Annotated in this window: 21 protein-coding genes and 1 pseudogene; 10 read left to right on the top strand and 12 right to left on the bottom strand. The window is 73.1% G+C overall.

Features of this window, described 5'->3' with window-relative positions:
- Positions 1–78: 78 nt before the first annotated feature.
- Positions 79–798, bottom strand: a complete 720-nt coding sequence (locus ACLJT4_RS09435) for an HAD family hydrolase (protein WP_411121853.1) — start codon at positions 796–798, stop codon at positions 79–81.
- Between the two features lie 225 nt (positions 799–1023).
- Positions 1024–1944, bottom strand: a complete 921-nt coding sequence (locus tag ACLJT4_RS09430; protein WP_411121852.1) for a ScbA/BarX family gamma-butyrolactone biosynthesis protein — start codon at positions 1942–1944, stop codon at positions 1024–1026.
- Between the two features lie 99 nt (positions 1945–2043).
- Between ACLJT4_RS09430 and ACLJT4_RS09425 the strand changes: the two genes are divergently transcribed.
- Entirely contained in the window at positions 2044–2703 is a 660-nt protein-coding gene (locus tag ACLJT4_RS09425; RefSeq protein ID WP_020931059.1) for a ScbR family autoregulator-binding transcription factor, read from the top strand.
- 23 nt (positions 2704–2726) lie between these two features.
- Here ACLJT4_RS09425 and polX read toward each other — a convergent pair whose 3' ends face one another.
- The 3 genes from polX to ACLJT4_RS09410 all read right to left on the bottom strand — a co-directional run bounded on the left by polX (position 2727) and on the right by ACLJT4_RS09410 (position 5796).
- Positions 2727–4457 (bottom strand): DNA polymerase/3'-5' exonuclease PolX, encoded by a 1731-nt coding sequence (polX, locus tag ACLJT4_RS09420; protein WP_411121851.1) that lies wholly within the window; start codon positions 4455–4457, stop codon positions 2727–2729.
- 202 nt (positions 4458–4659) lie between these two features.
- The gene (locus ACLJT4_RS09415; protein ID WP_411121850.1) at positions 4660–5226 is read right to left on the bottom strand and encodes a TetR/AcrR family transcriptional regulator; all 567 of its coding nucleotides are present in this window, start codon (positions 5224–5226) and stop codon (positions 4660–4662) included.
- Between the two features lie 39 nt (positions 5227–5265).
- On the bottom strand, positions 5266–5796 hold the full coding sequence (locus ACLJT4_RS09410; RefSeq protein ID WP_411121849.1) for a cupin domain-containing protein: 531 nt from the start codon (positions 5794–5796) through the stop codon (positions 5266–5268).
- 298 nt (positions 5797–6094) lie between these two features.
- Here ACLJT4_RS09410 and ACLJT4_RS09405 point away from each other — a divergent pair, with 298 nt between their 5' ends.
- From ACLJT4_RS09405 to ACLJT4_RS09385, 5 genes and pseudogenes are all read left to right on the top strand, one after another.
- Positions 6095–7159, top strand: a complete 1065-nt coding sequence (locus ACLJT4_RS09405; RefSeq protein WP_411121848.1) for an alpha/beta fold hydrolase — start codon at positions 6095–6097, stop codon at positions 7157–7159.
- 70 nt (positions 7160–7229) lie between these two features.
- Positions 7230–7454, top strand: a complete 225-nt coding sequence (locus ACLJT4_RS09400; protein ID WP_411121847.1) for a hypothetical protein — start codon at positions 7230–7232, stop codon at positions 7452–7454.
- A 372-nt stretch (positions 7455–7826) separates the two neighbouring features.
- Positions 7827–8381: pseudogene (locus ACLJT4_RS09395) on the top strand (ATP-binding cassette domain-containing protein); the annotation flags it as partial.
- A gap of 80 nt (positions 8382–8461) precedes the next feature.
- Positions 8462–10096, top strand: coding sequence for an ABC-F family ATP-binding cassette domain-containing protein (locus tag ACLJT4_RS09390; RefSeq protein WP_411121846.1), 1635 nt, complete (start codon positions 8462–8464; stop codon positions 10094–10096).
- Between the two features lie 45 nt (positions 10097–10141).
- On the top strand, positions 10142–10702 hold the full coding sequence (locus ACLJT4_RS09385; protein WP_411121845.1) for a CGNR zinc finger domain-containing protein: 561 nt from the start codon (positions 10142–10144) through the stop codon (positions 10700–10702).
- 23 nt (positions 10703–10725) lie between these two features.
- On the opposite strand, the gene ACLJT4_RS09380 is transcribed toward ACLJT4_RS09385, so the two are convergent.
- Positions 10726–10881: a hypothetical protein gene (locus tag ACLJT4_RS09380; RefSeq protein WP_411121844.1), complete on the bottom strand. Its 156-nt coding sequence runs from the start codon at positions 10879–10881 to the stop codon at positions 10726–10728.
- Positions 10882–11051: 170 nt separating this feature from the next.
- On the opposite strand from ACLJT4_RS09380, the gene ACLJT4_RS09375 reads away from it, so the two are divergent.
- From ACLJT4_RS09375 to ACLJT4_RS09365, 3 genes are all read left to right on the top strand, one after another.
- Positions 11052–11495 (top strand): hypothetical protein, encoded by a 444-nt coding sequence (locus ACLJT4_RS09375; protein WP_411121843.1) that lies wholly within the window; start codon positions 11052–11054, stop codon positions 11493–11495.
- 116 nt (positions 11496–11611) lie between these two features.
- Entirely contained in the window at positions 11612–12757 is a 1146-nt protein-coding gene (locus tag ACLJT4_RS09370; protein WP_411121842.1) for a PLP-dependent cysteine synthase family protein, read from the top strand.
- The gene (locus ACLJT4_RS09365; RefSeq protein ID WP_411121841.1) at positions 12754–14004 is read left to right on the top strand and encodes an MFS transporter; all 1251 of its coding nucleotides are present in this window, start codon (positions 12754–12756) and stop codon (positions 14002–14004) included. The genes ACLJT4_RS09370 and ACLJT4_RS09365 overlap by 4 nt, the downstream gene beginning before the upstream one ends.
- A gap of 130 nt (positions 14005–14134) precedes the next feature.
- Here ACLJT4_RS09365 and ACLJT4_RS09360 read toward each other — a convergent pair whose 3' ends face one another.
- Together ACLJT4_RS09360 and ACLJT4_RS09355 are read right to left on the bottom strand one after the other, a co-directional pair.
- Positions 14135–14788: a response regulator transcription factor gene (locus ACLJT4_RS09360; RefSeq protein ID WP_411121840.1), complete on the bottom strand. Its 654-nt coding sequence runs from the start codon at positions 14786–14788 to the stop codon at positions 14135–14137.
- Positions 14789–14879: 91 nt separating this feature from the next.
- The gene (locus ACLJT4_RS09355) at positions 14880–16589 is read right to left on the bottom strand and encodes a sensor histidine kinase (protein WP_411122345.1); all 1710 of its coding nucleotides are present in this window, start codon (positions 16587–16589) and stop codon (positions 14880–14882) included.
- A 376-nt stretch (positions 16590–16965) separates the two neighbouring features.
- On the opposite strand from ACLJT4_RS09355, the gene ACLJT4_RS09350 reads away from it, so the two are divergent.
- Complete coding sequence (locus ACLJT4_RS09350) at positions 16966–17934, top strand: alpha/beta fold hydrolase (protein ID WP_411121839.1); 969 nt, start codon at positions 16966–16968, stop codon at positions 17932–17934.
- Here ACLJT4_RS09350 and tatC read toward each other — a convergent pair.
- From tatC to ACLJT4_RS09330, 4 genes are all read right to left on the bottom strand, one after another.
- A complete protein-coding gene (tatC, locus tag ACLJT4_RS09345) occupies positions 17840–18775 on the bottom strand; it encodes a twin-arginine translocase subunit TatC (protein ID WP_411122344.1) in 936 nt (311 codons plus the stop codon). The genes ACLJT4_RS09350 and tatC overlap by 95 nt on opposite strands.
- 142 nt (positions 18776–18917) lie before the next feature.
- Complete coding sequence (tatA, locus tag ACLJT4_RS09340; protein WP_411121838.1) at positions 18918–19232, bottom strand: Sec-independent protein translocase subunit TatA; 315 nt, start codon at positions 19230–19232, stop codon at positions 18918–18920.
- A 2-nt stretch (positions 19233–19234) separates the two neighbouring features.
- A complete protein-coding gene (locus ACLJT4_RS09335) occupies positions 19235–19408 on the bottom strand; it encodes a hypothetical protein (protein ID WP_411121837.1) in 174 nt (57 codons plus the stop codon).
- Between the two features lie 40 nt (positions 19409–19448).
- The gene (locus tag ACLJT4_RS09330) at positions 19449–19865 is read right to left on the bottom strand and encodes a hypothetical protein (RefSeq protein ID WP_411121836.1); all 417 of its coding nucleotides are present in this window, start codon (positions 19863–19865) and stop codon (positions 19449–19451) included.
- Positions 19866–19872: the final 7 nt, after the last annotated feature.

The following is a 19872-nucleotide window of genomic DNA, read 5'->3' as shown; positions in this document are numbered from 1 at the left end:
CGGCCGGTCGCCCGGCCGGGTTCGCCGCCGCGTTCCCCGTGCGGCGCGGCGGCGCAACGCCCTTGTGCCGGGCGGGAGTTACCGCGTGCCGTGCCCTGCGGAGCCGGGCCTCGAACCCTGGGCGGGGATGCGGGCCCCGGCCCAGCCCTGCACGGCCGGCTCGTCCAGCGATTCCACCCACCAGTCGGCCTTCGCGTTCTGTGGCCCGGAGGGTCGGGGGCCGACCCCGATCACCCGCAGGCCCGCCGCCGCGGCGGCCTCGATGCCGCACTGGGAGTCCTCGACGGCCAGTGCCCGGTCCGGCTCGACGCCGCAGAGCCGGGCCGCGGTGAGGTACACGTCCGGATGCGGTTTGGGTCTGGTGGTGGTGTCGGGCACCACGACGTGGTCGAAGAACCGTCGCAGTCCCGCCACGTCGAGGCAGGACTCGACGACTTCCAGCGGGCAGTTGCTGGCCACCGCCAGCGGGGCGAACTGGGCGGCGGAGCGGACCAGTTCGGGCGCTCCGGGCATGGTCGTCGGATGCGCCGCGACGAGCTCGCGGAAGCGTTCCAGGAGCGATGCGGTGAGTTCGTCGGCGAGTTCGGGGCGGCCGACGGAATCGGCCATCAGCCGTCCGCACGCGGTGTAGTGCAGCCCCCGGGCCTGTTCGGAGAAGCCCGGCGCGGGGGAGTAGCCGTAGGCGTGCAGTACCGCGTCACGGGCGTCCACCCAGTGGCGTTCGGTGTCCATCAACGTGCCGTCGCAGTCGAAGACCACGGCGGCTGGGGTCCAGGAAAGGATGCGATGTGCTGTCATCCGAGGTTCCGTTCCGATGGGCCCGGAGGGCGACGGCATGACCGGTCGAGCGCGTGAGGCGTGACGGGGTCGGTGCGTGGCCGCGGCAGCGGGCTGAGGGGTTCCGACGGCGGGCGGCTCCCGGACAGGGGAGACCTGGGCGCAGCGTCGGAAAATAACGATCGTTACGTTACGGACGGCAATGCGTCAGGGTCAATAGATCGCTAAATGTCCATATTTTAAGCCTTATGGGTAACTGAAGGTGCCGTAGGCCGTTGGTGTGCCGCCCTGGACGACGCGGAACACGCACGTCGCGTGGTACCGGGCGCACAGCACGCGCGCGGCCGGCGCGAGTTCGGTGAACCGCACCGCTCGCAGCCGCCCGGCGTACGGACGGGTGAGGGCGCCCCCGCTGCGGTAGGCGACGGCCTGCCGGGCGGCCTCCAGGAGCACCATCCCGGGCACGTGGTCGCCGGGGTGGTCGAAGAGGAAGGGGTGCAGCGGGTCGGCCGGCGCCACCAGCAACCCGTCCGCGTCCTCGGCCAGCACCGCGTCCTGGGGGTGGTTCACGGTCAGCGCGGCGGGCTCCGGGTGGTGCGCCGTGGTCGGCGGGGCGGCCGGCGCGCCGTCGCGCGCGCCCCGGGTCCGCAGCGCCGCGTAGCCCGCCCCGTCCACGAACCGCACCCCGCCGCCCGCCTCCCCGAAGACCACCCCGTGGGCGGCGAACGTGACGTCCAGCCGCAGGCCGGTGATCGTCCGGTCGCGGGTCCGCCGGACCGCGCTCACCCGGGCGAGGCAGGTGACCTCGGTCGCGCCCGGCCCGGCCGGCGGCTCCCTCTCCGGGATCAGCCGGAAGTGCAGGTCACTGATGATCGCGTGGCGTGCCGCCGGCACCCCGTGGAACCGCAAGGGGATGTACAGCCCCAGCTGGCGCAGGGTCTCCACGAGGACCAGCGGGCTGTTCCGCTGCGACCCGTCGCGGGGGAACGTCGAGTGCGCCCGCGGCCAGGACGCCGCCGCCTCGAAGACGTCCGGGGCGGGCGTCGGCCGGGCGTCCGTGAGGAGGACCTCGGCCACGGAGGTCCGGTGCACCAACTCCCGTTCGACGGTACGGGACCGGCTGAGCGGTCCTTCCTCTCCGAACGGGGCGACGGATGACGTATTCATATGACCAGGGAATATCGAAATTCGAACACTCGCACCCGTGAATTGGAAGTGGCCGGGCGCGGTAGATTTCTTCCAGGTGGCACGAGAACGACATCTGAGGTGTACGTGCAGATCCGGGCGAAGACGACGCGCAGGTTCCTTCTGGAAGCGGCCGCAACATTGTTCGATGAGCGGGGTTATGCCGGCACGAGCATCAGCGATATCAGTGCGCATTCCGGCCGCACCAGCGGCGCGATCTATTTTCACTACGCCAGCAAGGAGAAGCTCGCCCTCGCCATCGTCGAGGAGCACTTCGCCACCTGGCCGCGACTGATCGGCCGGCACCGCCAACCCGGTGTGCCGGCGCTGGAGAAGCTCGTCGCGCTGAGCTTCGAGGTGGCGCGCGCCTTCCGCGACGACATCGTGGTCCGGGCCGGCGCCCGCCTCTGGGCGGAGCGCAAGGCCATCGAGACCCAACTCCCGGCACCGTTCCTGGGATGGATCGAGGCCGTCACCCAACTCCTGGAGGAGGCCGCCCGCGACCGCGAACTCGCCGTGGGGGTGCCCCCGGCCACCACGGCGCACACGGTGGTCTGCGCCTTCTTCGGCCTGCACACCGTCTCCGACGCGCTGGAGGGGCGGCGGAACATCGAGGGTCACCTGGACGACCTGTGGCTGTTGCTGCTGCGGGGGTTGCAGGCCGAGCCGGACCCCGCCGCCCTGTTGGACCGGGTCCACCGGCGGGCCCTGGCCGCCCGCCCGGCGCCCGAACCCGCCTGAGCGACCGGCGGATCCGCCGGTCGCTACGACCGGCCGCCGCCGCGCAGGAAACGCCGCAACCTGGTCAGCGGCCAGGTGTTGATGACGTCGTCCTTGGTGAGCCAACCGCGCTGCGCGGTGCCCACCCCGTAGCGCAGGTAAGGAAGATGCGTGGTGGCGTGCGCATCGGAATTCACCGCGAACTTCACACCGTGCCGTTTGGCGCGCAGGATGTCCTCGTCCCGCAGGTCCAACCGCTCGGGATGCGCGTTGATTTCCAGTGCGGTACCGGTCCGTGCGCAGGCGGCGAAGACCGCGTCGAAGTCGGCGTCAATTCCCGGGCGTTTGCCGATCAATCGCGTGGTGGGATGTCCGAGGATTGCGACGTGCGGATTCTCGCAGGCGCGGATCAGCCGACGGGTCAGCGCCTGCCGGCTCTGGTGGAAGTGCGAATGCACGGAGGCCACGCAGAGGTCGAACTCCGCCAGGAAGGCGTCGGGCCAGTCGACGTCCCCGTCCGGTCCGATGTTGAGTTCGGTGCCGTGCAGCAGGCGCATCCCGCGGTGCTTCCGGTCCAGTGCGCGGACCTCGTCCCGCTGCGCCAGCACCTTCTCCTCGGTCATCCGCTGCATGGCGAGGTCCGGGGCGTGGTCGGTGACCGCGTAGTACGCGTAGCCCCGGGCGGCCGCGGCGGCGACCATGTCGGCCAACGAGGACAGCCCGTCGGTCAGGTCGGTGTGCGTGTGCAGATCGCCCCTGACGTCGCCCTCCACCAGCAGTTCGGGCAGTTCCCCGCGGAGCCCGGCGGCGACCTCGCCCCGGTCCTCCCGCAACGGCGGCGGGATCCAGGGCAGTCCGAGCCGGGCGTAGACCGCCTCCTCGGTCTCCGAGGCCACCAACTCCCCGCTCTCGCCGTCGAACAGCCCGTACTCGGACAGCTTGAGCCCGTTGCGCACCGCGATCGCCCGGGTGCGGATGTTGTGGCCCTTCGACCCGGTGAAGTACTGCAACCCCGCGCCCCAGGAGGCCGGCGGCAACACCCGCAGGTCGACCTGGAGGCCCTTGGTGGTGCGGATCGAGGTCTTCTTGGCGCCGTGGGCGATCACCTCGGCGGTGTACGGGAGCTCCGTCAGCGCGGTCATGAACGGCGCCGACCGCTCCGCCGCCACCAGCACGTCGACGTCCCCGATGGTCTCCCGCATCCGGCGCAACGACCCCGCGTAGGTGCACCGCTCGCACCCGGCGATCCCGGACAGCTCCCCGGTGATCCGCTCGGCGACGTCCATCGCGGCACTGATCAGGATCCGCCCGTCACCCGCCTGCTGCAGCAGCGCGATGCCGTGCAGGATGTTCTCCTCGGTCCGCTCGCCGAACCCCTTCAGGTCCCGCAGCCGCTCCGCGTGGACGGCGGCCAGCAGCTGGTCCACCGAGGTGATGCCCAGCTCCTCGTGGAGCACCATGGCCTTCTTCGGCCCCAGCGTGGGGATGGCGATCAGCTCCCGCACGCCCGCGGGGACCTCCGCCCTGGTCTCCTCGATCGCCGACACCCGGCCGGTGCGCAGGTACTCCACCACCTTCTGCGCGATCGACGCCCCCACGTGCGGGATCTTCCGCAGCCCCGGCACGTCGAGCTGTGTGACGTCGTCGGGGTGCCCCCCGATGGCCCGGGCGGCCTTCTCGTACGCCCGGGCCTTGAAGGCGTCACCACCACTGATCGCGATGAGGTCGGCGTACTCCTGGAGCAGCGCCTCGACCTCTTCGTTGGCGCGGACCATGTCTCCAGGGTGCGCCCGGGTGGCGGGAGCGGCACGGGAAGCGGAACCGGGACCGCGTCCCGCCGCCCGGTCCGGCGGACCCGCCGCTCCGTGCGCCCGGCGTCCCGCGCCACCTCGGCGCGCCGGGGAACGGCGGGCCGAGGCGCCCGTGCAAGTCCCGCTCCGTGCTCCGTGGTTCGTGCGCCGGCTCGCGGGGCTCCGGTCACGACGCCAGGAGGTTCTCCGCGGTCTCGCGCAGGGTTGCCCTGATGGTGCGGGGTTCGTCGAGGTGGCCGCCGACCATCGCGCCGTCCCGCAGGACGACCAGGGCCCGGGCCACGCGCTCGGGGTCGGGATGGCCGGCGTCGCCGACCACCGTGCGCAGCACGCCGTGGAACCAGCGGCGGTGCTCGGCGATGCGGACGCGCACCGGGTGCGCGGGGTCGGGGTACTCCGCGGCGGCGTTGAGGAAGCCGCAGCCGCGGAACCCCGGCCGGCAGAGGTTGTCGCCGATCATGTCCATGATGGCGAGCAGGGCGTCACGGCCCCGGTGGGCGGCGAGGATGGCCGCCACGGTGTCCTCCACCCCGGCCCCGCGGGCCTCCAGATAGGCGACGACCAGCCCTTCCTTGCCGGCGAAGTGGCGGTAGAAGGTCGCTCTGGTCACCCCCGCCTCCGTGACCAGCTGCTCCACGCCCACGGCATGGATGCCCTGGGTGTAGAACAGCCGCCCCGCGGTGTCCAGCAGGCGTTCTCTGGGGTGGGTTCTGTCGGTGGCTCCCGTGGTCATGGGCACCAGCCTAGGGAAGCGGCGAGGAGCCCCGGCAGGTCAGGGGCGGGCTGCCGCGCACCCGTCGCCGTACGTGGTGACCAGAGGCTTCGTCTCGTCGACGACGTAGGTGGACAGCATCATCGTGGTCACCGTGCCGACGTTGCGGGCGTTGTGGATGGCGCCGGACGGGATGAAGAACGGGTCGCCGGTGCGCAGCCGCAGGACCTCGCCGTCGTCGAACACCATCAGCACGTCGCCGCGGACGAGGTAGCCGACCTCCACCCCGGGGTGGCTGTGCCGGCCGGACTCCTTGCCCCGGGGGATCCGTACCAGCGTCTGGACGGTCTCCCAGCCCTTGGCGGGGGAAGGGTGGCGCTGGAGCACGGTGCGGGTGACACCGGCGGTCGGATCCGTGGGGTCCACGGGACCCGTGGGATGCGTGTGGTCCGCGGGGTCGTGGCCGTGCGCGCCCCGGGGGCCGTCGCCGGCGGCCGCTGCGGAGGCGACCGTCGCGGAGAGGGCGGTCACGCCGAGTGCGCCGGCGGCGGCCGCGCTTCCGTTACGGATCAGGGTGCGGCGGTCGATCATCAGCGGTCTCCGTTCCGAGTGAGCAGAAAGAACGATCGTTCTTTCTGCTTCGGTAGCGTGTCGCGTGATCACCGGGAGCGCAAGGGGGTTGCGCGTTTTTCTTGGACTTGCCTGTCCGTCAAACGGCGCTGAGGTGCGCGGAGTTGGCGTGCGTCACCTGTTTGACCGGTGATGCATGCTGTGTCACAGTCATCCGGCACGCCCACGGCGAGCACCGGGACCCCCGGTGCGCGTGGGTTCCCCTACGAGGCGTGGGGCGTTCGCGGGCCGGCACTTCGAGACGCACGGAGGGCTTCACATGATCAACAGGCGTACGTTCGGCAAGGCGCTGGGCCTGGGCGCCGGCGGCGCGGTCGCCGCGACGCTGGTGGGGCCGTCGGGCACCGCGCACGCCGCGACCGTGGCGGACCCGCGGGCCGGTGCGGTCGCCGCGCCCGGCGCCGGCTCCCGGGGGCGCAGCGCGTTCCCGCCGCTCAAGACGGTCCGGGCCGGCCTGTTGGAGGTCGGCTACGCCGAGCTGGGGCCGCGGCACGGGCCGCCGGTGATCTGCCTGCACGGCTGGCCGTACGACATCCACAGCTTCGAGGAGGTCGCGCCCCTCCTGGCGGCGGCGGGCCACCGGGTGATCGTGCCCTACCTGCGCGGCCACGGCGCGACGCGCTTCGTCTCCCCGGCGACCTTCCGCAACGGGCAGCAGTCGGCCCTCGCCCTCGACATCGTCGCCCTGCTGGACGCGCTGGGGCTGGAGAAGGCGGTGCTCGCCGGATTCGACTGGGGCGCCCGGACCGCCGACATCATCGCGGCGCTGTGGCCCGAGCGCTGCACGGCCCTGGTGTCGGTGGGCGGTTACCTCGTCGTCAACCTGGAGGCGAACCTCCAGCCGCTGCCGCCGGCGACCGAGCGCGCCTGGTGGTACCAGTACTACTTCGCCACCGAGCGGGGCCGGGCCGCCATGGAGGACCCGACCAAGCGGCACGACCTGGCCCGGGTGGTCTGGGACACCGTGTCCCCGACCTGGCACTTCGACGATGCCACCTTCGAGCGCACGGCCGCCGCCTTCGAGAACCCCGACTACGCCGCCGTCGTGGTCCACAACTACCGCTGGCGGCTGAGCCTCGCCGAGGGGGAGCGGCGCTACGCACCCTACGAGCAGCGGCTCGCCGCCCGGCCGACCATCGCCGTGCCGACCATCACCCTCGACGCCGAACTCGACCCGTTCACGGCTCCGGGCGACGGATCCGCGTACCGGGACCGGTTCACCGGCCCGTACCAGCACCGGACGCTGAAGGGCATCGGCCACAACCTGCCCCAGGAAGCGCCCGAGGAGTTCGTCCGCGCCGTCCTCGACGCCCCACGCCTGTGAGAGGTCGCCGACGGGGCGAGTGGCACACCGCCACCGCCGTATCACCGCATTCGTAAGGGAGTTGGCCGGCATGCAAGGAAACCAAGAGAACGGGCGACCGGCGATGCAGGACCACGGCGCGCAGGACGAGGGCGCGGCGGCGCGCCGGGCGCGGTTCGGTGCACTGCCCGAGCGGATCGCCCCCGCCGACCTGGTCGAGAGCAAGGCGGCCGCGCCCAGGGACCCGGAGCGGGACGGCGGCGGGCTGGGGACCAGGCACCTCCTCACCTGCCTGGCGTGGGACCTGGTGCTCTGAGGCGTGCCCTCCGCCGCCCCGGCGGCGGAGGAAAAGCCTTTCGAGCGGCCGCGCGGAGCCTGCTACGGTCGCCGCGGCAGTGATCCTTCGAAGCGGAGTCCAGACATGGCGGGCGACGACGACATCTCCGGGTGATACCCGGAGCCGATCGACCACCGGCAGGCGCGCCTTCCGCAGCGCCGCCGTCGTGGCCATCGAGTCGTCCCCTTTTCCTGTCTCAGGCGCAGCGCCCTTCGCGCGGTGGCTTCCGCATCGCGGTTTCCCCGTGGAGCGCCCTGCCCGCTCTTCCCGCGAGGTCCTCCCATGTCCGACGCTTCCGTCATCTGCTCCCAGCTGACCTTCTCCTGGCCCGACGACACCCCGGTCTTCGACGGCCTGTCCTTCACCGTCGGCGCCGGCCGCACCGGTCTGGTCGCGCCCAACGGCCCCGGCAAGAGCACCTTGCTGCGACTGATGGCGGGGGAACTCGTCCCGGACGGCGGCAGCATCAAGCGCGCCGACGGCCGGATCGCCGCCCTGTCGCAGCGACTGGACCTGCTCGACGCCGACCGCACCGTCGCCGAGAACTTCGCGGTGTTCGCCGCACAGCGGCCGGAGGCGGAGCGGATGAACCTGCTCGCGCGCTTCCTGTTCCGCGGCCCCCGGGCACACCTCCCGGTGCGCGTCCTCTCCGGCGGCGAACGCCTGCGCGCCACGCTCGCCTGCGACCTGTGTGCCGAACCTGCGCCGCAGCTACTGCTGTTGGACGAGCCGACGAACAACCTCGACCTGGTCGGCGCGGCCCAGTTGGAGAGCGCCCTGGCGTGCCACCGCGACGCCTTCGTGGTGGTCAGCCACGACGAGCGGTTCCTCGACCGGATCGGCGCCGACCGGTGGCTGCGGATCGCCGACGGCGAGCTGACCGAAACCGGGGCGCCGCACTCGTGAGCCGCCGACGTACCGCTCGCGCCCACGCCCGAGGTACCGCACCCGGTGGGCCCGCAAACGACCACGTCGGACGGAACGCCATGCCCCACCCCGCCCTGCTCGCCCACGACATCGTCCGCACCCTCGGCACCCGCAGGGTCCTCGACGGCGTCGGCCTCACCGCCTCGCCCGGCCACCGCATCGGCCTCATCGGCGAGAACGGCGTCGGCAAGTCGACGCTGCTGCGCATCCTCGCCGGAGCCGACGAGCCCGACGCGGGCCGCGTGGTGCGCCCGCCCGATCTCGGCTTCCTGCACCAGGAGATGCCGTTCGACTCCGGGGCGACCCTCGCCGACGTGCTGGCCGACGCGCTGTGCGAGGCGCACGAGGCCCTCGCGGAGCTCGATTGCCTCGCCCAGGAGATCGCCGGCACCCCGGAGGACGACCCCGGCCACGCGGAACTGCTCGACGCCTACGCGCGCCACCTCGAACGCGCCCAGCAGCGCGAGGCGTGGGACGCCGACCGGCGCGCCGCGCTCGTGCTGGACGGGATCGGACTCGGCGCGCTGCCGCACGGGCGCTCCCTCGGCTCCCTCTCCGGCGGCCAGCGCGGTCGCCTCGCGCTGGCCGCGCTGCTGGTGCGCAGGCCGTCCGCGCTGCTGCTGGACGAGCCGACCAACCACCTCGACGACGGCGCCGCCGCGTTCCTGGAGGAGCAACTGCGCGGCCTGCCCGGAGCCGTCGTGGTGGCCAGCCACGACCGGGCCTTCCTCGACGCGGTCTGCACCGACGTCATCGACCTCGACCCGGCGGTGGCCGGGCCGGTCCGCCACGGCGGCAACTACAGTGCCTACCTGGCCGAGAAGCACGCCGAGCGGGAGCGCTGGCTGCGGCGGTACGCCGAGGAACAGCAGGAGTTGACGGAGCTGCGCCGCTCGGCGGAGGTCACGGCCCCGCTGGTCGCCCCGGGGCGCCCGCGGCGCGACAACGAGAAGATGGGGTTCGGCCACCGCTCGGGGCGCGTGCAGAACCAGATCTCACGGCGGGTGCGCAGCGCCCACCGCCGGCTGGCGGAACTCGAACGCGACCAGGTCGCGGCGCCGCCGCAGCCGCTGCGCCTGCGGCACGCCCCGCTGGCGCAGCCGTCCGCGGAGGGCACCCTGGTCTCCCTGCGCCGGGTGCGCGTGCCGGGCCGGCTCGCCGTCGACCGCCTCGACGTCTCGGCGAGCGAGCGGCTGTTGGTCACCGGCGACAACGGTGCGGGGAAGTCGACGCTGCTGGCCGTGCTCGCCGGGCGGCTCGAAGCCGGCGGCGAGGTGCGGCGCCGGCGGAACCTCACCGTCGGGATGCTCTCCCAGGACACCGCCTTCGACCGCCCGGACCGCACCGCCCGGGAGACCTACGAGGGCGTCCTCGGCGGGGAGCGGGCCGAGGCGGTACCGCTGGGCATGCTGGGGCTGCTGCACGAGGCGGACCTCGACACACCGGTCGGGCACCTGTCGGTCGGGCAGCGCCGCCGGCTCGCACTGGCGCTGCTGGTGGCCCGGCCGCCGGCGCTGCTGCTGCTCGACGAGCCGACGAACCACCTCTCCCCGCGGCTGTGCGACGAGTTGGAGTCCGCGCTCGGCACGGGGCCCGGTGCGATCGTCCTGGCCAGTCACGACCGGTGGCTGCGGCGGCGCTGGCCGGGCCGGGAACTCCGGCTGGACGTCGCGGAGGGGGCCTCGGTGCGCTGACCGAGGCTCCTTGCGGGCACCGTGGTCACCCATCAAGATGGTGACGTGAATCGGGAACATGTCTTCGTGTGCGGCAATCCGGCCCTGGACTTCGCGGCCACGCTCCGGGCGCGCCGCACGGCGCGGTTCGAGATGTTCGCGACGCCGGACCGCCTGGACGCGTGGTACCTGGAGTCCGGCATCGTCGACGCCGTCTCCCCGGCCCGGCCGGCCGACGTGGAGCGGGCGACGACCGTACGGGAAGCCGTCTACCAGCTGATCACGGCCCGGCGTCGCGGTGCGGACTTCGACGAGGAGGCGCTGGCCGTGGTCAACGACGCGGCCCGCCGGGCCCCCGCGGCACCGCAGCTGACCCACGCCGGCCGCCGGACGGCGGCGACGCAGCGCGAAGCGCTGTCCACCGTCGCCCGGCACGCCGTGGAACTGCTGAGCGGCCCGGACGTCCCCCTGCTCAAGGAGTGCGGCAACCCCGAGTGCACCCGCATCTCCATCGACCGCTCGCGCGGCAGCCGGCGCCAGTGGTGCGGCATGGAGTCCTGCGGCAACAAGATCAAGGCCGCGGCGTACCGCGCCCGCCGGAAGACCGCGACCGTCACCACGGGGTGACCCCGGCGCCGGCGCGGGTCGGCTCAGCCGAGCGCGAGGCGCTGGCCGGGGCGGAGCCGGTCGGGATCGGTGCCGACGGTGCGGGCGTCGGCGCGGTAGAGGTCGGTCCAGGTGGTGCCGTGGGCGGCGGCGATGGCCTTCCGGCCGGCCGTCGTCCCCGGTGGAGGCCGGCGCTTCACCCGATGCGGTGATGATCGGTGCGCGGTGTCCACCGGGCGGCAGCGGGCCGCGCCGGCCCCGCAGGGCCGGGCGGCAGCGGAACCCCGGCGCCCCGCCCGGCAGCCGCAGCCGCGCAACGCGACCTTCCCGGCGAGAACTTTCCGCATCCGCGGAATTACGCTTCGTGTCCATGCGGGCTGGGTCACTCACGCGAAGCGGCTGCTCCGTGCCGCGGGCCGGCGCGGTGCTCGCCGTGCTGCTGACCGCGCTGCTGCACGTCCTGGGGTGCGCGCACGGTCCGACCGCGGACCCCGCCCTCCGCGCCGACGCCCCGCTGTACGCGTCGTCCGCCCCCCACCGGCAGCTCCCGGCGGACGGGCCCCGGGCGGCGACGGCCGGGCGCAGCGCACCGGCACCCGATCAGGGGCCGCACGGCTGCACCCTGGACCCACCGACCGTCCAACCGTCGAGGGACGGCGGTCCGGTGGCCTGGCCCGTGGTCGCATCCCTGCCCGCCGGGCCCGCCGGCCTGCGTCCAGGCGTCCCGCCGTCCGCACTCCACCCGTCCCGCGCGCCGTCCCCGGTGTCGTCCGACGGTTCGACGCGGGCGCTCCTCGGCGTGTGGCGGAACTGATCGGTTCCCCGTCGCGCCCGCATCCGTCGGGCCGCGCCGCGACCGACCGTCTCCGTCCCCCTTCCGCGTCCACCGGCCGGCCGCCCCCACGGCGCCGACCGTAGGAGAGCCACGCCATGCACCAGTCCACCCGGACCGATCCGTCCGTGTCCGTGCCGTCGGCACCGTTCCCGGCCGACGCCAAACACCCCCTGCACACCCCCGCCGGCCTCGTCGGCGACACCCCCGTCCTGTGGATCGGGGAACCCTTCACCGCCGGCGGCCGCGGCTTCTGGGCCAAACTCGAAGGCCACAACCCCGGCGGAATCAAGGACCGCACCGCGCTGCACATGGTCCGCGCCGCCCTGGGCCGCGGTCAGCTCCGACCCGGCGCCCGCATCATCGAGTCGACCTCCGGCACTCTGGGCCTCGGCCTGGCCCTGGCCGGCGCGGCCTACGGCCATCCGGTCACCGTGGTGACCGACCCCGGCATGGAGCCGTTGATGACCGGGCTGCTCACCGCGCACGGTGCCGAGGTCGACGTCGTGGCCGCGCCCCATCCGGAAGGCGGCTGGCAGGAGGCCCGCCGCCGGCGCGTCGCGGAACTGCTCGCCGGCCGTCCGGACGCCTGGTGCCCGGACCAGTACAACAACCCGGACAACGTCGCCGCCTACGCCCCGCTCGCCCGGGAACTCGTCGCGCAGCTGGGGCACATCGACACCCTCGTCGTCTCCGTCGGGACCGGCGGCCACTCCGCGGGCATCGGCGCGGTCCTGCGCGATCGCTTCCCCCACCTGCGGATCGTCGGGGTGGACACCACCGGCTCGACGATCTTCGGTCAGCCCGCGGCCGCCCGCCTGATGCGCGGCCTGGGTTCCAGCATCCACCCCCGCAACGTCGCCTACGGCCTCTTCGACGAGGTCCACTGGGTCGCCGCCCCGGAAGCGGTGTGGGCGGCCCGCCGCCTGGCCCGCCACCACTACGCCACCGGAGGTTGGAGCGTCGGGGCGGTCGCCCTGGTCGCCCGCTGGCTGGCCCGCACGCTGCCCGGGGAGGACCGGATCGTCGCCGTCTTCCCCGACGGGCCGCAACGCTACGTCGGCACGGTCTTCGACGACGCCTACTGCCGCCGCCACGACCTGCTCGGGCGCCCGCCCGCCGACGGCCCCGACGAGATCGACGACCCGAAGGAGCGCACCGTCACCCGCTGGACCCGCTGCACGCACGTCACCGACCCCCTCGCCCGCCCCGAAGGCCACGACCTCGTGGGAGCCGCCCGATGATGCACCTGTGGCAGCAGACCCGTTCGTTCCCGCCCGCCGCCCGGCTGTTGATGGCCAATCAGTTCGCCATCAACCTCGCCTTCTACATGCTCATGCCCTACCTGGCCACCCACCTGTCCGACGGTCTCGGGCTCGCCGCCTGGGCCGTCGGCCTCGTCCTCGGCGTCCGCAACTTCTCCCAGCAGGGGATGTTCCTCATCGGCGGCACCCTCGCCGACCGCTTCGGCCACAAGATCCCCATCATGGCCGGGTGCCTGCTGCGCACCCTGGGCTTCGGCCTGCTCGGCTGGGTCGACGACCTGCCCGCCCTCGTCGCGGCCTCCGCCGCGACGGGCTTCGCCGGCGCCCTGTTCAACCCGGCGGTCCGCGCCTACCTCGCGGCGGAAGCGGGCGAACGCCGTGTGGACGCCTTCGCCACCTTCAACGTCTACTACCAGGCCGGCATGTTGCTCGGACCGCTCGTCGGACTCGCCCTGCTGGCCGCCGACTTCCGGCTCGTGTGCACGGTCGCGGCCGCCCTCTTCGCCGCCCTCACCCTGTTGCAGTGGCGGGCACTGCCCGCCCGCCACCGCCCCACCGGGAACGCCGCGCCGGACGGCGTGCTGGCGCAGTGGCGCGGCGTCGTCACCAACCGGCCGTTCCTGCTCTTCTCCGCCGCGATGATCGGCTCGTACGTGCTGACCTTCCAGGTCTACCTCGCGCTGCCGTTGGCCGCGACCGACGCCCTGGGGGCCGATGGCACGACGGTCACCAGCGGGCTGTTCGTCGTCTCGGCCGCGGTGGCCGTGGTGGGCCAACTGCGGCTGACCGGCTGGGCCAAGGACCGTTGGCAGCCCAGCGACGCCCTGGTTCGCGGCCTGGCCGCGATGGGCCTCGCGTTCGTGCCGCTCGCCCTCAGTCCGCGGGGCTCCGCGACCGCCGTGCTCGTCTCCCTCGTCGTCGCCGTGGTCCTCCTCGCCGCCGGGTCCGCGATCGTCTACCCCTTCGAGATGGACACGGTCGTCGCCCTCTCCGGCAACCGTCTGGTCGCCACCCACTACGGCTTCTACAACACCGTCTCCGGACTGGGCATCACCCTGGGCAACCTCGGCACGGGCGCCCTCTGGGACGTCGCGGGGCGCCATCACGCCACCTGGCTGACCTGGGCGGCCCTGACGGCCACCGGGACGGCGTGCGCCGCGGCGGTCGCCGCCCTCGCCCGCACCGGGCGCCTCGCCGCCCCGCAGCCCCGGCCCGCCGCGGTGTGAACCACGACCTCCGGGCGGCCCGCCTCACGGGGCAGGCCGTTCGGAGGGACCCTGCTCGGGGAACGCGCGCCGTTCACCGCTGATCCGCAGCACCACCCTGGACCCGTACCGCCCCAAGAGGTGCCGGCGGTCAGGTCCGCAGACCGGCGTCTCGTGCCAGCAGTGCGGCCTGCACCCGGTTCTCGCAGTCCAGTTTGGCCAGGATCCGGCTCACATACGTCTTGACCGTGGCCTCGCTCATGTGGATCCGCTGACCGGCGTCCGCGTTGGACAGGCCCTCACCCAGCAGTGCCAGGACCTCCAGCTCACGGCCCGTCAGGGTCTCCAGCCGGCGCCGGGCCTGCTCGGCACGGTGCGCGTTGCGGCCGGACGCCAGCGAGTCCACGACGTGGCGGGTGGCGCCCGGGGACAAGTACGCGTCTCCCACCGCGGCAGCCCGTACCGCACGCATGAGCTCCGCGGGCGCCGAGTCCTTGAGGAGAAATCCCGCGCCGCCCCCGGTCAGGGCGCGCAACACGTTCTGCTGCTCCCCGAACGTCGTGAGGATCAGCACCCGCGTGTCCGGGACGGTCCGGCGCAGCTCGGACAGGGCCGTCAGCCCGTCCATGACCGGCATCTGGATGTCGAGCAGGACGACGTCCACCCGCCGGGTCCGGGCCAGTTCGACCGCCTCGCGGCCGTTGGCCGCCTCCGCGACGACGTCGATGTCGTCGGCGGAGGAGAGAATCATCCTGATGCCCGCCCGAATGAGCGGCTCGTCATCCGTGACGAGAACCCTGATCACGACTCTCCTGAGCGGTCTTGAGCGGCCATACCTGCGGACCCCATCATCCCCGACCGAGCCGCCTGCCCGGGCACCACGGTGCCGGTCCTCCTCAGTTCCGCACTTCGAAGGTCTTCTTCTCGATCAGCTCGCCGTCCTTGAAGCAGAACCGGAAGACGGGGGTCGTGCTCCAACTGCTGCCGAATTCCGTGGAGTTCAGGCTGAGGCACTTCGCTCCCGCAGGCACGGGGGGCGCGCCCTTGTCGAGGTCCCTGGTCAGGAGGGAGTCCCCGTCGGGCAGTTTCCTGCGGACCTCGGCCTCGGACTGGCCCACCTTCACCGCGTCGTACTGCTTCGGCTCGATCATGGCTTTGTCCGTCTCGCCCACGAGGAGGATCCCCCCGACGACTACGGCGATCACCAGCAGCAGCCCGAAGGCTGCGGCCACCCCGCAGCCGATGGCTATGCCGCTGCGCCTCGTGTTCGTACCCATGGCCTTGACCAGCTCCCTCGGCAGACCGATCCCGTCGATGACCGGATCACCCTCGCCGACGAGGCCCACCGGGCTCTGCTCCCGAAAGTCGCCCGTCGGATCGACGAACGTCGTCGCCGCGACGCCGCGCACGGGGCCGGGGCCACCGCCCTCCGGCGAGGTGTACGGGAGCACGCCGGCCAGCCGGAAGCCACCGTCAGCAGTCGGTCCCGCGTACACCATGCCCCCGAGGAGCCGCGTGCGCTCACCGAGCCCGGTCAACCCCTGCCCCCCGCTCACCACGCTCCGGCCGGGGTCCGCCGCCCCGTGTGCGGGGCCGTTGGCGACCTCCACCACCAGCGAGTCGGGCTCGTACCGCAGCTCGACGGTGATCGGGGCGCCCGGGGCGTGCTTGTGGGCGTTGGTCAGGCCCTCCTGCACGATGCGGTACGCCGCGTGATCGCCGGTCGGGGAGAGCGGACGCGCCTCGCCCGCGCCCCGCAGCTCCACGGCCACCCCCGCGCCCCGGGACGTCGCCACCAAGCCCTCGATGCCGGCCACCCCGCGCGACGACACCGTGGCGTCCGCCACCCCCGCGGCCGCAGGGTCCGGGGCGGCCTCCCCGCGGCCGGGGACCTGGGTGCCGTCCCGCAGTACCCCCACCACCTCGCGCAGTTCGTGCATCGCGGCCACCGACGCCTCGCGCAACACCCCCACGGCCTCCCGCTGCCGCCCGGTCAGCTCGCGGTCCACCTCCAGCGCGCCCGTGTGCACCGCGATGAGCGCCAGTTGATGCCCGAGGCTGTCGTGCATGTCCTGTGCGATGCGCTGACGTTCCCGCATCCGGGCCTGTCCGGCGATCATCGCGCGCTCGCGCAGCAACTGGGCGTTGTATTCCCGGAGCGTGTCGGTCAGCGCGCGGCGCTGCGACCAGTAGCGGCCGGCCAGGCCGGGTACGACGATCGTGACCAGCATTCCCAGGATGCCGAGGACCAGGTACGACAGTGAGAAGTGCGGCAGTTCGTGCAGGATGCCCAGGCCGAGGATCATGACGTACACCAGGCCGAAGACGCCCATCGCCTTGCCGACCCCGTCGATCCGCCGCCCCGCCGACCAGGCGACGAGGAGGACCAGCGGAGCGAGACCGTCGAACGTGACGGAACCGGCGGCGGTCACCAGCAGCACGGTCGCGGGCAGCACCCGGCGCAGCGGCGACAGCACCCCGGCCGCCAGTCCGATGGCGACCAGCCGTACGGCGCCGCCGTGGCCCAGGGCCTCGATGCCCGCTCCCAGCAGCCCGAACACCAAGGCCAGCAGCGATTCGCCCACGATGCGCCGGACAGGCCACATGCCGGGGGCGACGAGCGCCCTGCCCGGGGCGGTCAGCCGACGGGGCGCCGAACGCAGCCGCGCCGCCAGTGCCTGGCGGGCCGATGCTCCAGGGGTCGTAGATTCCACACGCGTCACGCGGCAACGGTAAGCCGCCCGGTCGGACACCGCACCGGCCATTGGTCGCGACGGCCAACGACGAAAGTCGCGCCCCGCGCAGTGGACCCGGACACCCTCAGTAAGGTGCGACTGTCCAACTCGCGCCTCAGGTAAGGGTGTTGCATGTCGATCCCGGGAAGATCCCGCGTGCCACCGCAAGGCGGTCTTCGTCACCGAGGACGCCCCCTGGCGCGCCGTCCAGGACCGCGTCCACGTCGCGCAGGCGTATCTTCGGCGCATGGTTGAGCACCGCATGATCGACGTGAACGGGATCCGGCTGCACATCGCCGAGGAGGGGGAGGGACCACTGGTCGTGCTGCTGCACGGCTTCCCCGAGTCCTGGCACTCCTGGCGCCACCAGTTCGGCCCGCTGTCCGCCGCCGGCTTCCGGGTCGTCGCCCCCGACCAACGCGGATACGGCCGCAGCGACCACCCCGAGGACGTGGCGGCCTACAGCATCCTCCACCTCGTCGGGGACGTGATCGGGCTGATCCACGCACTGGGCGAACGGGAGGCGTTCGTCGTGGGACATGACTGGGGCGCGCCGGTGGCCTGGCACACCGCGTTGCTGCGGCCCGACGTGGTGCGCGGGGTGGCGGGGCTGAGCGTGCCGCCGCCGTTCCGCGGGGAGCGCCCGCCGCTCGCGGCCATGCAGGAGCGGTTCGACGGACGGTTCTACTGGAACTACTTCGCCCGGCCCGGGCTCGCCGACGCCGAGTTCGCCCGGGACCCCCGGACCGCCCTGCGCACACTGCTCCACTCCGCCTCCGGTGACGCCCCCGGCGCCGGCCGCCCCGACCAGGCCCTGGTGTCCGATCCGGCCCGGGGCTGGCTCGCGGACATGACCGACCCCGGGGAGCTGCCGGAGTGGCTCACCGAGGAGGACCTGGACGAGCTCACCGCCGGCTACGCCCGGGGTTTCACCGGCGCGCTGAACTGGTACCGCAACCTGGACCGCAACTGGGAGCTGACCGCTCCCTGGCACGGCGCCGTCGTCACCACCCCCGCGCTGTACGTCTACGGCGACCGGGACCTGGTCGCGACGTTCCCGGGCACGCCGCAACTGATCGCGCAGTTGCCCACGTTGCTGCCGGGTCTGCGTCGTCCGCCGGTCATGCTCCCGGGCTGCGGTCACTGGACCCAGCAGGAGCGGCCGCGGGAGGTGAACGCCGCGCTGGTCGAGTTCCTGACGGGGCTGCGGGGCTGAGGCCGGCGGCGACCGCTTCCACTGCGCCGACGTCCTGCGGCGTGAGGTCGAGGTCGGCGGCCTCGTCGTCGCCGGGGCCCGCCGCCTCGCTTCGGGCCCTGCGCCGGTCGTTGAGGAGCGAGAAGCCGACGGCGGAGAAGTAGAGCACCCAGATCGGCGCGGCCAGCGCCAGCATGGTCAGCGGGTCCGTGCTCGGCGTCGCCACGGCCGAAAAGATCGTGATCCCCATGACCATGCCGCGCCATCGGCCGAGCATCCGCCGGCCCGACAGCACTCCGGTGAGGTTCAGCATCACCAGCAGCAGGGGCATCTCGAAGGCGAGGCCGAAGACCACCACCATGCGGGTGACGAGGTCGAGCAGATCGTCCAGTGGCAGCAGGTTGTCCACGCCGTGCGGGGTGAACCCGATCAACACCCTCGCGGTCGTGGGCAGTACCCGGTAGGCGAAGAAGGCGCCGCCGAAGAACAGCGGGACGCCCGTACCGACGAACGCGTAGGCGTATTTCCGCTCGTGCCTGTGCAGACCGGGGGCGACGAACGCCCACAGCTGGTACAGCCATACCGGCGAGGCCAGTACGGCGCCGGCCATCAGGGACACCTTCAGCGCCAGGGTGAAGGGCGTGAGCAGGCCGTTGATCGTGATCCGCGCACAGGTGGTGTCGGCGGTCCGGGCCAGCACGGCGAAGGACGTCGGGCAGCCGACCGAGTCCAACACCGGCTTGGTGCTGAAGTTCACGATGCCCTTGTAGTGGAAGGCCGCGGCGATCGTGACGACCAGGATGGCGAGGAGGGCCTTGGCGAGCCGGTTGCGGAGCTCACGAAGGTGCTCCGCGAGCGGCATCCGTCCCTCGGGACGCTTCTCCTTGTTGCGGATTGACTGAGGCACGCCATGTCCTCGTCTCGTGCGGCGGACCGGGGGCTGCCGGCCCGGAATGGGTAGGTGAACGTCGACGAGCGCTGCGCCGGCGAAGACGCCGCCCGTCTCAGTGACCGGTCGTGCCGTCCGTGGGCGCGGTGCGGGCGGTGCGGGCGGTGGGGGCGTCTTCGGCGGCGCCCGAGACGGTCCGCGGTTGCGGTTGCGGTTGCGGTTGCGGTTCCGGTGCGGGCTCGGGCGCGGGCGCGGGGCGTGGCGCGTCGGAGACGCCGTCGTCCTTCATGGCCTTGGTCTCGCTCTTGAGGATCCGCAGGGACTTGCCCAGTGCCCGGGCCGTGTCGGGCAGCTTCTTCGAGCCGAAGAGCAGCACCACCACCGCGACCAGGATCAGCAGGTGCCAGGGTTCCAGCGCATTGCGGAACATCGTCACACCACCTCTTCGCACGCGGCCGTCGTACCGGCGGCGACGTCCAGCCAGGCATCACGGGTGAGTTGGCCGACCGTCGCCGCCCGCACGGTCGTCGGGCAGATGGGGCGAGGCGGGGGGAGTGGGCCGGCCGCCGCCGGGGCGGCCCGGGTGTGGATGTCCTTGTGGGCCATGGTCCTGCTCCTCGTCGGGTCGGGGTCGATTCGGGTCGATTCACGTTGTGGGGCGCCCGGCCGTCGTCCAGGCGGCGTACTCCTGGCGGACGTAACGGCGGTGGTCGGGGGCGAGGGCGCGCGTGTCGGGGTGGTGCGGGCCGGCCACCAGGTCGGGATGGCGGCGGTCGTGCCGGACGAGTTGCCCGGCGGTTTCGACGGCGGCTGCGACCGGGCCGGGGCCGGGGTCGTCGAGGGCCATCCGGTCCATGAGGGCGGCCCGTCGGAGCAGCCAGACGCGTTCGGAGGTCGTCGCAGCGACCAGGGGACCGGTGACGGTCCTGGCCTGGCGGCCGTCGCGTGCGGCTCCGAGCGCGAGCACCTGGTGCATCTCGCGGCGCAGGTCCGGCGCGTGCGCGTACGCCTCGTGCGGGGGCGGGGCGCTGATGGCCGCGCCGCTGTTCGGGGTGGCGTACATGCTCACA

Source organism: Streptomyces sp. x-19, assembly GCF_046549115.1.
In the GTDB taxonomy this organism is placed as follows: Bacteria; Actinomycetota; Actinomycetes; order Streptomycetales; family Streptomycetaceae; genus Streptomyces; species Streptomyces albulus_C.
The sequence above is the reverse complement of the archived record's forward strand: the minus strand, read 5'-3'. Positions and strand labels throughout refer to the sequence as shown.

What these genes read in the sequence shown, in the direction of transcription:
- ACLJT4_RS09390 (WP_411121846.1), top strand. Translation starts at nt 8,462, where the DNA reads ATGCCCCACCCCGCCCTGCTCGCCCACGACATCGTCCGCACCCTCGGC.
- ACLJT4_RS09415 (WP_411121850.1), bottom strand. Translation starts at nt 5,226, where the DNA reads ATGACCACGGGAGCCACCGACAGAACCCACCCCAGAGAACGCCTGCTG.
- tatA (WP_411121838.1), bottom strand. Translation starts at nt 19,232, where the DNA reads ATGTTCCGCAATGCGCTGGAACCCTGGCACCTGCTGATCCTGGTCGCG.
- ACLJT4_RS09365 (WP_411121841.1), top strand. Translation starts at nt 12,754, where the DNA reads ATGATGCACCTGTGGCAGCAGACCCGTTCGTTCCCGCCCGCCGCCCGG.
- ACLJT4_RS09375 (WP_411121843.1), top strand. Translation starts at nt 11,052, where the DNA reads ATGCGGGCTGGGTCACTCACGCGAAGCGGCTGCTCCGTGCCGCGGGCC.
- ACLJT4_RS09410 (WP_411121849.1), bottom strand. Translation starts at nt 5,796, where the DNA reads ATGATCGACCGCCGCACCCTGATCCGTAACGGAAGCGCGGCCGCCGCC.
- tatC (WP_411122344.1), bottom strand. Translation starts at nt 18,775, where the DNA reads ATGCCGCTCGCGGAGCACCTTCGTGAGCTCCGCAACCGGCTCGCCAAG.
- ACLJT4_RS09330 (WP_411121836.1), bottom strand. Translation starts at nt 19,865, where the DNA reads ATGTACGCCACCCCGAACAGCGGCGCGGCCATCAGCGCCCCGCCCCCG.
- ACLJT4_RS09430 (WP_411121852.1), bottom strand. Translation starts at nt 1,944, where the DNA reads ATGAATACGTCATCCGTCGCCCCGTTCGGAGAGGAAGGACCGCTCAGC.
- ACLJT4_RS09370 (WP_411121842.1), top strand. Translation starts at nt 11,612, where the DNA reads ATGCACCAGTCCACCCGGACCGATCCGTCCGTGTCCGTGCCGTCGGCA.
- ACLJT4_RS09350 (WP_411121839.1), top strand. Translation starts at nt 16,966, where the DNA reads ATGGTTGAGCACCGCATGATCGACGTGAACGGGATCCGGCTGCACATC.
- ACLJT4_RS09435 (WP_411121853.1), bottom strand. Translation starts at nt 798, where the DNA reads ATGACAGCACATCGCATCCTTTCCTGGACCCCAGCCGCCGTGGTCTTC.
- ACLJT4_RS09355 (WP_411122345.1), bottom strand. Translation starts at nt 16,589, where the DNA reads ATGTGGCCTGTCCGGCGCATCGTGGGCGAATCGCTGCTGGCCTTGGTG.
- polX (WP_411121851.1), bottom strand. Translation starts at nt 4,457, where the DNA reads ATGGTCCGCGCCAACGAAGAGGTCGAGGCGCTGCTCCAGGAGTACGCC.
- ACLJT4_RS09335 (WP_411121837.1), bottom strand. Translation starts at nt 19,408, where the DNA reads ATGGCCCACAAGGACATCCACACCCGGGCCGCCCCGGCGGCGGCCGGC.
- ACLJT4_RS09400 (WP_411121847.1), top strand. Translation starts at nt 7,230, where the DNA reads ATGCAAGGAAACCAAGAGAACGGGCGACCGGCGATGCAGGACCACGGC.
- ACLJT4_RS09405 (WP_411121848.1), top strand. Translation starts at nt 6,095, where the DNA reads ATGATCAACAGGCGTACGTTCGGCAAGGCGCTGGGCCTGGGCGCCGGC.